Raw genomic sequence first — 12,793 nt, 5'->3', positions numbered from 1 at the left:
CGGAGTCGGGCGCTCACAGGGGTCTCGCACGGGTTCAGCGGCCGGCACACCGGGGCGATGCTGAGTGCTCACATGTGGGATCACAAAGGTTGGGTCATGGCGAACCTCAACCGCATCCTCGGGATGGCCTCGAAGGTCATCGACAAGCAGCTCCAGAAGCGCGGGCAGTCCGGGGCTGCCAGCGGCGGCTCGTCCGCGGGCGGGACCGACTGGCGCGACGTCGTCCGGACCGCGGCGGACAAGCTCACCGGGGACGACCGCACCCGGCAGGGTCAGCAGCCCCCTGCGCGGCAGACCCACCCGCAGCACGACCCGGGCCGGCCGGACGGCGGGTCTCCGGCGCAGCGCGGCCCGGTCGACGCCGACCGGGTGGCCATCGCGAAGTACGACTACCTGCTGCGCACAGCCCCGCCCGAGCGCCTCGAGCAGGTCCACCACGACGCGTTCGCCCGGCTCACCCCGGCGCAGCGTCAGGAGGTCCGCAACCGGCTGAACTCCGAGCTCCCGCCGAACGAGCACCTGCGTGACGACTCCGCGGCCGGGCTGGCGCGTGCGGCCACCCGTGGCGAGGTCGCTCGGCCCGGACTCCTCCGACGGGTCCTCGGCGGTCGCGGCGGGGCGTTCGCCGGCGGTGCCGCGGTCGGCGCCGGGGCGATGGCGATCGGCGGGCTCGGGGTCGCCGTCGCGGGTGCGGCGGTCATGAGTGCCGCGGCCGGGCCGGTGTTGGCGGAGGCCGTCGGCTCCGGGGTGGACTTCGAGGGGATCGCCGCGGGGTTCGGTGACCTCGGGCTGGCCGAGGGTGCCGAGGGGCTCGTGGGCGAGGGGGAGCAGCTGCTCGGCGGCTTCGGGGAGCAGGCCGCGGGGCTGGGCGAGCAGGCGAGCGGGCTGGGGGAGCAGGCGAGCGGGCTGGGGGAGCAGGTGTCCGGGCTCGGCGAGCAGGCGTCGAACCTGGGCGGCGACTTCCTCGGGGGGTTGTTCGACCGCTGACCGGCGAGCCGAGACCCGGCGCCGCTCTCCGCGCCGCGCTGCGCACCAGCAAGGGATCCGGATCGATGTGCGCGCATCGGGAATGCCCGGGCGTAGCACGACGATTGGACCGTTACGTCGTGCGACGTCCGCCGCGCGACGAGATTGGGCCGGGCGTGCCCCGCGGTGCCAGGATGGACGCCGCCGGTGCCCCGGGCGCCGTCCGCGACACGTCTGCCCCCGCAGTCGTCCGCCATCCCACACCCCACGAGGAGCACCACCGTCATGAGACGCCCCACGCGCCTGATCACCACCGCGGCGGTCGCCGTCGCAGCAGCACTCGCGCTCAGCGCGTGCTCGGGCGGCGGTTCGTCGGACGACGCCAGCGGCACCTCCAAGGGCGGCACGCTCAACATCCTGACGACGTCGACCGCGGTCCACCTCGACCCGGCGACGAGCCAGAACCTCAACATCACCACGCTCGGCCTCGTCCTCCGCCGACTGACCGCATGGGACGTCGAGCCCGGCAAGGTCGCGAAGGTCGTCCCGGACCTCGCCACGAACACCGGCGACTCGAGCGACGGCGGCAAGACGTGGACGTACCACCTCAAGGACGGGCTGAAGTTCCAGGACGGCACCCCGATCACCACGAAGGACATCAAGTGGGGGATCGAGCGCTCGTTCGCGCCGACGCTCACCGGTGGCCTGAGCTACCACAAGTCGCTCCTGGTCGGCGGCGACTCGTACAAGGGTCCGTTCGACGGCAAGACGCTCGACAGCATCGAGACGCCGGACGACAAGACCATCGTCTTCAAGCTCAACGCGGCCTACGGCGACTGGCCGTGGCTCGTGTCGATGCCCGCGTTCGCCCCGGTGCCGGACGGCAAGGGCACGAACACGGGCGAGTACGACGCGAAGCCCGTCGCGAGCGGCCCGTACCAGGTGCAGTCGAACACCCAGGGCTCGCAGATCACGCTCGTCCGCAACAAGTACTGGAGCGCGAAGACCGACTCGGTCCGCACCGCCGGCCCGTCGAAGGTCGTCTTCAAGGAGAGCCAGGACCCGTCGACCGTCACGCAGACCCTCATCGCCGACAACGGTGACGCGAAGGACTCCTTCGGCGCCACCTACCTCGGCGCGGCGGAACTGAACCAGGTGCGCTCGAACCCGTCGGCGCAGGACCGTCTCGCGACGTCGAAGGCCGGCCCGATCCAGTACATGGCGATCAACACCCAGAAGGGCAAGCTCGCCGACAAGCAGGTCCGCCAGGCCCTGCAGTACGCCGTCGACAAGAAGTCGTACCGGATCGCGGCGGGCGGTGCCCTCGCCGGCACCTACGCCTCGACGCTCATCACGCCCGGCATCGAGGGCCGAAAGGACTACGACCTCTACAAGACGTCCGCCTCGGGCGACGTCGACAAGGCGAAGTCGATGCTCGAGGCCGCCGGAGCGGAGGACCTCAAGCTGACCCTCCTCACCCAGAACGACTCGTCGTCGCTCGCCGAGTCCCAGGCCCTGCAGGCCGGGCTGAAGCGTGCCGGGATCACGGTCACCCTGAAGCCCGAGGACTCCGACTCGTTCTACACCGACGCCACCAACGGCAACGACTACGACCTGGTGCTGTTCAGCTGGCAGCCGGACTTCCCGAGCGCGAACGCGAACATCCAGCCGCTCTACGACTCCTCGCAGATCGGTGGCGGCGGCTACAACGTGTCGCACTACAAGAACGCGGAGGTCGACTCGCTCATCGAGCAGGCCACCGGGACGATCAACCGGTCCGACGCCGAGAAGCTCTGGGCCCAGGCCGACGAGAAGATCATGGAGGACGCGCCCGTCGTCCCCCTGATCTACGCGAAGCAGTCCTTCCTGGCCGGCTCGAACGTCGAGAACTTCCGCATCGCGGACTTCCCGGCGTACCCGAACTACCTCAAGGTCTCGCTCAAGCAGTGACCGAACCGCTGCTCGAGGTCGAGGGGCTCCACGTCGCGTTCGGCGACGCGGAGCCCGTCGTCCGTGACGTCTCGTTCTCGCTGACGCCCGGCCGGGTGCTCGCCCTCGTGGGGGAGTCCGGGTCGGGCAAGTCGGTGTCGGCCATGAGCCTGCTCGGCCTGCTCCCTCCCGAGGCCCGCGTCTCCGGGAGTGCCCGCTTCCGCGGCGAGCAACTGATCGGTGCGGACGCCGAGCGGCTCCGTGCGGTCCGCGGCGCCGGCATCGGCGTGGTGTTCCAGGAGCCGATGAACTCCTTCACGCCCGTCCTGACGATCGGCACCCAGATCGCCGAGGCGGTGCGGGCGCACCCCGCCGGTCTCGACCGCGCCGGCGTCTCGGCACGCATCGACGACCTGCTGCGGTCCGCGGGCCTGCGCGACCCGGAGCGGATCCGGAAGGCCTACCCGCACGAGCTCTCCGGCGGTCAGCTGCAGCGCGCCATGATCGCGATGTCGCTGGCGGGCGACCCGGTGGCGCTCATCGCGGACGAACCCACCACGGCGCTCGACGTCACCGTGCAGGCCGGCATCCTCGACCTGCTCCGGACGCTCGGCCGCGAGCGGTCCCTCGCCGTCCTGCTCATCACGCACGACATGGGCGTGGTCGCGGACGTCGCGGACGAGGTCCTCGTCATGCGCCGCGGGGACCCGGTCGAACGCGGGAGCGTCGCCGACGTCTTCGCGCACCCGCAGGCGGACTACACGCGTGAGCTCCTCGCCGCGGTTCCCGCCCTGGAGGCCCGCCCCGCGTCCGCCACGCCGGCTGCGGACCCCGAGACTCGGCCTGGACGACAGGACGCGGCCCCCGGGACCCGAGCCGTGTCGTCAGACGCGAGTCTCAGGCCGGCGGAAGCGAGTCTCGCCGAGACGAGTCGCGCCTCCCGTCCGCTGGTCGCGCAGCTGCGCGACGTCGCCGTGCGCTACGCGCGACGCGGCGACCCGACGGTCGCCGGCATCGACCTCGAACTGCACGCCGGCAGCACCCTCGGCCTCGTCGGGGAGTCCGGCTCCGGCAAGTCGACCATCGGTCGCGCCCTGGCCGGCCTCGTCCCGGTGGTCGCGGGCAGCGTCGAGGTGGACGGCAGCGACCTCCGGACCGCCCGGGGGAGGCGCCTGCGGGAGCTCCGGAGCCGCGTCGGCATCGTCTTCCAGGACCCGGCGTCCTCGCTCAACCCGAGGCAGACCATCGGGTGGAGCATCGCGGAGCCGCTCCTCGTGCACGACCCGCGGTCCGCCGAGGACCGACGCGCACGTGTCGAGGAACTCCTCCGCGCCGTGCAGCTCGACCCGTCGTGGGCCGGTCGCTTCCCGCACCAGCTGTCCGGCGGTCAGCGGCAGCGCGTCGCGGTCGCCCGGGCGCTCGCGCTGCGCCCCGCGGTCCTGATCGCCGACGAACCGACGAGCGCGCTCGACGTGACGGTGCAGGCGGCCGTGCTCGAGCTGCTCGCCACGCTGCAGGACGAGTTCGGGTTCGGGATGCTGCTCGTCAGCCACGACCTCGCCGTCGTCCGCCAGCTCGCCGACGAGGTCGTCGTGCTCAACGACGGCCGCATCGTCGAGCGCGGCCGCACCGAGGCCGTGCTCGACGACCCGCAGCAGGACTACACGCGCATGCTCCTCGCGGCCGCGCCCGTCGCCGACCCCGTGCGACAGGCCGAACGGCGCGAGGCGTGGCGTGCGTGGGAAGGGGTGGCCTCGTGACCGCCAACGTCGTCGACCGTCCCGTCGCGGCGGCTGCCGGTCGGACCACCGGGTTCCGTGCCGTCGTCCGCCGCGTCCGGGAGGACCGCTGGGCCGTCGCCGCCGCCGTCGTCATCGCCGTGTTCGTGGTGGTCGCGATCGCGGCGCCGCTCATCGCGTCCGTCAGCGGACAGGACCCGTACAAGTACCACATCGACGCGCTCAACGACTTCGGAGCGCCCCGCGGTGCCCTCGGCGGCGTGAGCGGGACGCACTGGTTCGGCGTCGAACCGCTCACCGGCCGCGACCTCTTCGCGATCGTGACCTACGGCGCGCGGACCTCGCTCGGCATCGGGCTCGCCGCGACCGCACTGTCGATCGTCATCGGCGTGCTCGTCGGCGTGACCACCGGGTTCTTCGGCGGCTGGTACGACCGTGTGCTGTCCCGGATCGTCGACGTCATCTTCGGGTTCCCGTCGCTCGTGTTCATGATCGCCCTGACCGCGATCGTGCCGACGTCGTTCCCGAAGCCGGTTCTCGTCGTCCTCGTCATCGGGTTCTTCGGTTGGCCGAGCGTCGCGCGGGTCGTCCGCGGCCAGACGCTCTCGCTGGTGACCCGGAACTACGTCGTGGCCTCCACGGCCATGGGTGCCGGACGGTGGCACGTCATCCGGACGCAGCTGCTGCCGAACCTCGCCGCGACGATCACCGTCTACGCGACGATCTCGATCCCCTCGATGATCGGCGCCGAGGCCGCGCTCTCCTTCCTCGCCGTCGGCGTCACGCCGCCGACGCCGTCGTGGGGTCGCAGCATCGGCGACGCGGTCGGGTGGGTGCAGACCGACCCGATGTACCTCGTCTTCCCCGGCGCCGCGCTGTTCCTCATCACCCTCGCGTTCAACGTGCTCGGCGATGCGCTCCGCGACGCCCTCGACCCCCGTGGAGGTGCCCGGTGACCACCCTGCGCTTCATCGCGATCCGTGTCCTCGGCGCCGTCGTCGTGCTGCTCGTCGTCGCGGCGATCACCTACGCCCTGTTCGTGCTCCTGCCGACGAACCCCGCGCGGGCGATCTGCGACAAGCCCTGCACGCCGGACCGCCTCCGCGAGGTGCAGGCGTTCCTCGGCACCGACAAGCCCTGGTTCGCGCAGTTCGGCGCGTACCTCGCGGGCATCTTCACCGGCCGGACGTTCGGCAGCGGCGCCTCGGTGATCCACTGCGCCGCCCCGTGCTTCGGCTACTCGTTCCAGCTGCACGACAGTGTCACGAACCTCATCGTGTCGCGCCTGCCCGTCACGGCGTCGATCGCCGTCGGTGCCGCCCTGCTGTGGCTGGTCGCCGGAGTCGTCGGCGGCACGGTCTCGGCCCTCCGTCGCGGCACGTTCGTGGACCGCGCGGTCATGACCGTGGCCGTCGCCGGCGTCTCCTCGCCGTCGTACCTCGTCGGCCTGCTGGCGATCCTGCTGTTCGGCTTCGTGCTGGGGATCCTGCCGACGAGCGGCTACGTGGCGTTCACCGACGACCCGGTCGGCTGGTTCACGCACCTGATCCTGCCGTGGTGCGTCCTCGCGTTCATCAGCGCGGCGATCTACGCCCGGCTCACGCGGGGCGAGATGCTCGAGTCGATGTCGCAGGACTTCGTCCGGACCGCCCGCGCGAAGGGGCTGCGCGAACGCCAGGTCGTGGTGCGGCACGGGCTCCGCACGGCGATCCTGCCCGTTGTGACGCTGTTCGGGCTCGACCTCGGGTCGCTCCTCGGCGGCGCGGTCATCACCGAGAAGGTGTTCTCGATGCAGGGCCTCGGTGCGCTGCTCATCGACGCGGTGCACACGCTCGACCTGCAGGTGGTCGTCGGCTTCACGCTGTTCTCGGCGCTGCTCATCGTCGTCGCGAACGTGATCGTCGACGTCGTGTACGCGTTCGTGGACCCGCGGGTGCGGCGCCGGGCGTAGGGCGCTCAGCGCCCCGCTGGTGCGGTGCCGGGCGCTCAGCGCCCCGCTGGTGCGGTGCCGGGCGCTCAGCGCCCCGTGTCCTCCCCGGTCCTGAGCAGCATCGGCACGACCAGGCCGAGCGCGAGCCCGAGCAGGGCCACCGCCCCCGCGACCGCCAGCCAGACGCCACCGACCGGCCCGGCGTCGCCGAACAGGGCGACCACGACGAACGCGACCGCCTGCACGGCGACCTGCACGGCGACGAACCGGATCGCTGCGGGCAGCAGGGCCCGGAGCTGCACCCGGGCGGTGCGCGGCGTCCACGCCCAGAGCAGGCTCGTCGCGAGGACGAGGTGCGTCGCCAGGACGAGCACGGCGACGTCGGCCCCGTCGAGCCCGGCGATCGCGAGCTGCACGACCAACAGGGCGGCGAACGGCCCGCGGGGCAGGACCGCGGCGGCCACGGCCAGGAGGACCGCGACGACGAGCCAGCCGCTCGCCCCGACGACCACGACCGATCCGAGGATCCCCGCGACCAGGCCGAGCGCACCGATCGTCCACGCCGGGACCGCGCGGCCGATCGCGGGCGCGCCCGTCCGCTCGGCTCGGGAACGCAAGCTCACCCGGCCCGCCGCGGACGGCTGAGGAGCCGGAGCTGCACGGCCGGGGAGCTGCCGTCGTCGCGCTGCCAGCTGATGCGCTCGACACCGGTGGCGGTCATCTCGGCGAGCCGGTCCTCGCGTTCGAGTGCGAGCAACCGGAACGCGAGGCGCTCGTGTCTGCTGGCCCGGCGCAGGTCCGGGGTCGGGAGCACGTCCACCGCGACGACCCGGTGCCCGGTGGCCGCCCAGGTCGTCGCCATCGTCGCCGGCTGGTCGTCGAGGAACGTGGACAGGACGACCACGAGCGATGCGGCCGGCACGAGCGGCATCCGCGTGGGGCCGTCTGCGTCGCCGGTGGGCGTCACCGTGGCGATCGTCGACCGGAGCCGTTCGAGGTGCCGCGTTCCGCCGCCCGGCTCGACCGATCGCGCGGCACCGCCCAGGGCCCGGAAGCCGACCCGGTCCCCGGCTCCGACGTACGCGGTCGCCAGGGAGAGGGCGGCCTCGCGGGCGAGGTCGAGCGAGGTCGTCTCGTGCGCTCCGTGCCGGGCACCGCTCCACCGGGTGACGTCTGGGCCGAGGTCGTCACGTCCGTCGACGACGAGCACCACCAGTGCGTCCGCGGTGGCGAAAGTGCGCCGGACGTAGAGGTCCCCGGGGCGTTCGGCTCGTCGTGCGGTGCGTCGCCAGTCGATCCTGCGGAGTCGGTCCCCGGGGGTGAAGGCGGCGACGTCCCGGAACTCGCCGCCGTCACCGGGACGAGCGGAGTCGTGCGCGCCGGAGATGCCGGTCACCCGGTGCGGCATCGGCAGGTGCTGCACCGGCAGGTGTGGTGGCGGGACCACCGCCGACGCCACCGGGCCGGCAGCCGGGGCGCTGAGCGCAGTGCCCCCCGGACCGAGGAGTGAGACGTGCGTGCGGAGGATCTCCTGCGGGCCGGAGTGGGTCACCGGTACGGTGCCGGAGAGCCGCGCGGCCGTCCGCGCGTCCACCACGACGACGTGGCGTCGGTCGCCCGCGACCCGGAACTCGACGGCGACCGCCTCGGCGGGGTCCGTCGCCGTGACCTCGGTCCGGTACCTGACCCCGCGGCCCGAGTCGGACGGTGCGAGCTCGGTCGTCGTCCGCACGGGCGCTCCGCCGCCGATCCCCAGCCCGGAACGGCGGCCACGTGCGCCGAAGCCGGCCGTCACGAGGGCGGGGAGCGCGACGACCGCGAGCTCCGGCCGCCCCGCGACGAGGCCGAGGCCGGCGAGGAACACCCCCGCGGCGAGCCCGAACACGAGGGCGGGGTTGCGGACCCAGACCGGCGCGGTGTCGGAGCCGGCCCCGGGCCGGGCGTGAGATGTGTCGGGGACGCTCACCGCGCCTCCAGGCCGGGAACGCCGGGAACGCCGGGAAGCCCGCGACCGGCGGACGCGGGCGACCTTCCGCGACCGCCGCCCGCGCCCGACGCACCCGGACCGCCGCCTGCGGGCGACCCACCGCGACCGCCGCCCGCGCCCACCACCGGCGGTCCCGCCACCTGCGCCACGATGCCCCGCACGATCTGCGCAGGGTCCACCCCGTTCGCCCACGCCTGCGGCGTCAACGAGACCCGGTGCGCGAGCACCGCCACCGCCGCGGTCTTGACGTCCTCCGGCGTGACGAAGTCGCGTCCGTCCATCACCGCCCGCGCCCGACCGACGAGCATGAGCGCCTGCGCGCCGCGCGGCGACGCGCCGACCTGGACGTCGCGGTGCGCCCGTGTCGCGCTCGCGAGGTCGACGCAGTACAGCGCGATGTCCTCGTCGACGTGCACGCCCTCGACGCTCGCCTGCATCCGCAGCAGGTCGGAGCCGTCGATGACCGCCGGGACCTCGGCGACCTCGTGCCGCCGGCCGACGCGGTTGAGGAGCACGCGCTGCTCGCTTTCGCGCGACGGGTACCCGACCGACAGGCGGACCATGAAGCGGTCGAGCTGGGCTTCCGGGAGCGCGTACGTGCCCTCGTACTCGATCGGGTTGGAGGTCGCGACGACGTGGAACGGGCGGGGGAGCGGGAAGCCCTCGCCCTCGACGGTGACCTGCCCCTCCGCCATCGCATCGAGCAGCGCCGACTGCGTCTTCGGGGACGTGCGGTTGATCTCGTCGGCGAGGAACATCCCGGTGAAGACGGGGCCCGGTCGGAAGACGAACTCGGCGGTGGCCGGCGCGTAGACGAACGAGCCGGTGATGTCGGCGGGGAGCAGGTCGGGGGTGCACTGGAGTCGCCGGAAGTCGAGGCCGCAGGCGGCGGCGAGGCTCCGGGCCGCGAGGGTCTTGCCGAGCCCGGGGACGTCCTCGAACAGGACGTGGCCCCCGGCGAGGATGCTCGCGAAGGCCAGGGCGAGCGGCTCCCGCATCCCGACGACGACGGCGCCGACGGTGTCGAGGACCTCCTGCGCCCGGGCGGCGACGTCGGTGACGGTCAGCGGGGGCAGGGCCTCGGGTGGTGTCGCAGTCACGGCTGCCTCTCGGTCGCGGTCGGGTCGGTGGGACGGCTGCTGGTCCGGACGCTCGAGTCGTCGCCGGTCTCGGCCGCGGCGAGTCCGGGGGTCCGGACGCTCGAGTCGTCGCCGGTCTCGGCCGCGGGGCGTCCGGGGGTCCGGACGCTCGAGTCGTCGCCGGTCTCGGCCGCGGCGCGTCCGGGGGTCCGGCTGTCCGTGTCGCCGAGTGCTTCGACTGCCCCGAGGACGTTCGCGAACGTCGCGAGGTCGAGCTCGGGCCCCCGTTCACGCAGCAGGACCGTGACGACCGCGGCCGGCATGAGCGCTTCGGCCGCGTCCCGGTCGTGCGGGTCGTCGAGGTCGAGACGGTGCAGCGTCCGGAGTCGGTGCCGGGCGACCGCGCGGGCGCGGGCCAGCGCCCGCTCCGGCACACCGCCGCGCGACCGCAGCGCCCACGCGGTCTCGGACAGCTCCCGTCGGGCGCCGGGTGCGGACCGGACGGGAAGCACGGGCCAGATCGCGGGGACACCGTCACTGATCGCGGTCCAGGTCAGGCCGACGGCGGCGACGACGCCGCCCACGGCGAGGGACTGCACGACGCCGACCCCGAAGAACCACACGACGGCCGCCGCGACCGCGGCGGACACGACCACGCCGACGGTGGCGCGGGGGTTCACGGCCGACCCGTCGGGACGGCGGCCCACTGCCGCTGCAGCGTCCGGAGCGCGGCACGCACCGCGTCGACGTCGGCGGCGGTGGCGGGGACGCCACCGAACCGCACCGCGAGGTAGCACCGGCGCAGGGTGCCGAGGGCGGTCTCGTCGACGTCGAGCTGCCGGAGGATGCGCGTGGTGAACTCCGTCGGGGTCTCCGCCGGCCCCCGACGGAAGCCGGCGTCGTCCGCGGACTCCTGCAGTCCGAGCCACGCCGCGGTGACGGCGTCCGAGGGGTCGCGGGGTTCGGCGAGCACCGCGAGCGCGCGATCGATCCCGCGCCGGATCCGCTGCAGTCCGACCGCGGTGGAGGGCTCGGACAGCACGTCCGCTGCGAGCGTGCCGACGTCGATCGGTCCGAGGCGGTCGCGGCGGTTCCGGTTCCGGAGGAAGTGGAGCACCACGAGGACCGCGGCGACGAGGACGACCAGCGCCAGGACGGGGAGGAGCCACGTGACGTCGACGTGCTGCGTTGCCTGTGCGCCGAACCGTTGCGGCTCGTCGGTGGCGGGCACCGACGCGGGCGGCTGCTCCGGGGCCACGGTGGCCACGCCGACGGCGGGGGACCACCGGGCACCCGTCAGGACCGGTCGCGCGCCGAGGCCCGCAGCGACGACGACGAGGGTGCTGAGGACGAAGGTGACGACCGGGACGACCGGGATGCCGCGGCGAGGCGGTCCGTCGTCGTTGGCCATGGCGTCACGCTACCCCGCGGCGAGCCCGCGCCACAGGGGTGCCGTCGCTGCCGGTACGATCGAGGCTGATCGGGGGAGTGCCGTGGGACTGGGAGTGGACGAACAGGACGGGTCGGCCGGACCTGCCGGGTCGCGGGTGCGGCGCCGGGTGCGGCGTTCCGTCGCCATCGGGCTCGTGGTCGCGGTGTGGGTCGGCGGCGTGGTCGTGGCCGGTGCAGCCGCCGGGTCGCCCGCCAGCGCGACCGGGACCTCGAGCGGCACGGTCGCTGCGTCGTCAGTCCGCGCTGCCGGTACCGCGGGCGCCACGGTCGCTGCGTCGTCGGCCCGCGCTGCCGCGACCGCCGGCACGTCCACCGCCCCGAGGCTCGCGGTCACCAAGGTCACCGCGCACAGCACCGTGACCTCGACCCGCACTCGGGTCACCACAGCGCTCACGGTGAAGAACACGTCCTCCGTGCGGAAGCCGGCACTCGACGCCTGGCTGTACCTCGCCGCCGGCTCCGGGAAGTACACGCTCGGTCGCGTCGCGGTGCGTTCGCTCGCGCCCGGGGCCAGCACGACGGTCCGGTCGACGCGCACGGCGCCCTCCCGCGCCCCTGCCGGGAAGTACTCCGTGCTCGCCTGCACCGGTGCGTACACCGCGACCGGGTGCCGCTCGTCGATCGCGACCGTCCCGACCGCCCGCGCTCCCCGGGCCCGTCCCGAGACCGGGCTGATGCTCGACGTCGCGCGCGCCTACTACCCGGTGCCGCTCCTCGAGCAGTACGTGGACCTCCTCGCGGACCACGGCGGGCGGTTCCTCCACCTGCACCTCACCGACGACCAGAACGTCGGCGTCGAGAGCGACGTGCTCGGTCAGACGCTCGCGGACGCCGACCTCCACGACGGCGTCTGGACGAGCCGGGTGACCGGACGCCCGTTCCTCAGCGTCGCCCAGGCGCGGACCGTCGCCGACCACGCGAACCAGCGCGGCATCGCGATCGTGCCGGAGGTCGACACCCCCGGCCACATGGCCGCCGCGTTCGCCCTGCTCGAGGCGCGGCACGGTGCGCAGTGGGTCGATCGGATCCGTGCGGGCGAGAGCGAACTCGACACCACCGCGCCGGCCGCCGCAGCGCTGGCCGCGAGCCTGTACGCGGAGGTCGAGCAGACCTTCCCGTCGAGCACGGCCGTGCACATCGGCGGCGACGAGTGGGGTGGGGACGTCAGCGCGAACGGCCGTGTCGCGTGGATGAACGCCGTGGCGGCGGACCTGGGCGACCGCGAGGTCTGGGCGTGGAACGACGGCATCGACCGCGCCGCGATCGCGCGCCTCGACCCGCGCATCCGCGTCACCTACTGGAGCTTCGACGGCGACACCGAGGACCCCGCCGAACGCCGGGAACGCCGACAGCGCCGCGCGAAGGCGAGCGACCTGTACGCCGCGGGCTCCGACCTCCTCAACTACGACTCGTACTACCTCTACGAAGTGCCGACCGACCTCGACGAGGCCGACAGTGCCTACACGGTGGCCGACCTCCGCGCGAACTGGTCGCTGCGGTCCTGGGACGGCGACTCCGGTGCGCGCCTCGCCGGGCCGATGTCGGGTGCCGCCGTGGCGGTATGGGGCGAGGACCTGGCGGCTCCACCGTCCGGAGCCCTGCTGCGGTGGACTGCGCCGCACGTCATCGCGATGATCGAGACCGCGAACAGGTAGCCCAGCGGGCCGCGGGCCGCGGGCCGCGTCCCGCGTTCCGTGTCGACCGTCGGCTC

Annotated in this window: 11 protein-coding genes; 6 read left to right on the top strand and 5 right to left on the bottom strand. The window is 73.7% G+C overall.

Annotated features, from left to right (window positions below; all coding sequences use genetic code 11):
• The first annotated feature begins 96 nt into the window (after positions 1 to 96).
• The 5 genes from IEY20_RS04300 to IEY20_RS04280 all read left to right on the top strand — a co-directional run bounded on the left by IEY20_RS04300 (position 97) and on the right by IEY20_RS04280 (position 6,585).
• Positions 97 to 987 (top strand): cation-transporting ATPase, encoded by an 891-nt coding sequence (locus tag IEY20_RS04300; protein WP_175328128.1) that lies wholly within the window; start codon positions 97 to 99, stop codon positions 985 to 987.
• 264 nt (positions 988 to 1,251) lie between these two features.
• The gene (locus IEY20_RS04295) at positions 1,252 to 2,916 is read left to right on the top strand and encodes an ABC transporter substrate-binding protein (protein WP_175328129.1); all 1,665 of its coding nucleotides are present in this window, start codon (positions 1,252 to 1,254) and stop codon (positions 2,914 to 2,916) included.
• Positions 2,913 to 4,655: a dipeptide ABC transporter ATP-binding protein gene (locus tag IEY20_RS04290; protein ID WP_175328130.1), complete on the top strand. Its 1,743-nt coding sequence runs from the start codon at positions 2,913 to 2,915 to the stop codon at positions 4,653 to 4,655. Before IEY20_RS04295 ends, IEY20_RS04290 begins: the two co-directional genes overlap by 4 nt.
• Positions 4,652 to 5,590 (top strand): ABC transporter permease, encoded by a 939-nt coding sequence (locus IEY20_RS04285; RefSeq protein WP_175328131.1) that lies wholly within the window; start codon positions 4,652 to 4,654, stop codon positions 5,588 to 5,590. Before IEY20_RS04290 ends, IEY20_RS04285 begins: the two co-directional genes overlap by 4 nt.
• Positions 5,587 to 6,585, top strand: a complete 999-nt coding sequence (locus IEY20_RS04280) for an ABC transporter permease (protein WP_175328132.1) — start codon at positions 5,587 to 5,589, stop codon at positions 6,583 to 6,585. The genes IEY20_RS04285 and IEY20_RS04280 overlap by 4 nt, the downstream gene beginning before the upstream one ends.
• Positions 6,586 to 6,650: 65 nt before the next feature.
• Here the strand turns inward: IEY20_RS04280 and IEY20_RS04275 are convergent, their stop codons facing one another.
• The 5 genes from IEY20_RS04275 to IEY20_RS04255 are packed head-to-tail and all read right to left on the bottom strand — an operon-like array spanning position 6,651 to position 11,041.
• Positions 6,651 to 7,187, bottom strand: coding sequence for a hypothetical protein (locus IEY20_RS04275; RefSeq protein ID WP_175328133.1), 537 nt, complete (start codon positions 7,185 to 7,187; stop codon positions 6,651 to 6,653).
• On the bottom strand, positions 7,184 to 8,530 hold the full coding sequence (locus IEY20_RS04270; RefSeq protein WP_175328134.1) for a DUF58 domain-containing protein: 1,347 nt from the start codon (positions 8,528 to 8,530) through the stop codon (positions 7,184 to 7,186). The genes IEY20_RS04275 and IEY20_RS04270 overlap by 4 nt, the downstream gene beginning before the upstream one ends.
• Entirely contained in the window at positions 8,527 to 9,651 is a 1,125-nt protein-coding gene (locus IEY20_RS04265) for an AAA family ATPase (RefSeq protein ID WP_229727863.1), read from the bottom strand. Before IEY20_RS04265 ends, IEY20_RS04270 begins: the two co-directional genes overlap by 4 nt.
• Entirely contained in the window at positions 9,648 to 10,310 is a 663-nt protein-coding gene (locus IEY20_RS04260) for a hypothetical protein (RefSeq protein ID WP_175328135.1), read from the bottom strand. Before IEY20_RS04260 ends, IEY20_RS04265 begins: the two co-directional genes overlap by 4 nt.
• The gene (locus IEY20_RS04255) at positions 10,307 to 11,041 is read right to left on the bottom strand and encodes a DUF4129 domain-containing protein (protein WP_188888928.1); all 735 of its coding nucleotides are present in this window, start codon (positions 11,039 to 11,041) and stop codon (positions 10,307 to 10,309) included. Before IEY20_RS04255 ends, IEY20_RS04260 begins: the two co-directional genes overlap by 4 nt.
• An 82-nt stretch (positions 11,042 to 11,123) precedes the next feature.
• On the opposite strand from IEY20_RS04255, the gene IEY20_RS04250 reads away from it, so the two are divergent.
• The gene (locus IEY20_RS04250; protein WP_175328136.1) at positions 11,124 to 12,737 is read left to right on the top strand and encodes a family 20 glycosylhydrolase; all 1,614 of its coding nucleotides are present in this window, start codon (positions 11,124 to 11,126) and stop codon (positions 12,735 to 12,737) included.
• The last annotated feature ends 56 nt before the right edge of the window (positions 12,738 to 12,793 follow it).

This window comes from Curtobacterium luteum, from assembly GCF_014646995.1.
Classification (GTDB): Bacteria; Actinomycetota; Actinomycetes; order Actinomycetales; family Microbacteriaceae; genus Curtobacterium; species Curtobacterium luteum.
Note: the sequence above shows the minus strand (reverse complement) of the source record. Positions and strands in the feature narration are given on the sequence as shown.

Bases quoted from the DNA above. Each gene is read 5' to 3' on its own strand.
- IEY20_RS04295 (WP_175328129.1), top strand. From the start codon at position 1,252: ATGAGACGCCCCACGCGCCTGATCACCACCGCGGCGGTCGCCGTCGCA.
- IEY20_RS04255 (WP_188888928.1), bottom strand. From the start codon at position 11,041: ATGGCCAACGACGACGGACCGCCTCGCCGCGGCATCCCGGTCGTCCCG.
- IEY20_RS04300 (WP_175328128.1), top strand. From the start codon at position 97: ATGGCGAACCTCAACCGCATCCTCGGGATGGCCTCGAAGGTCATCGAC.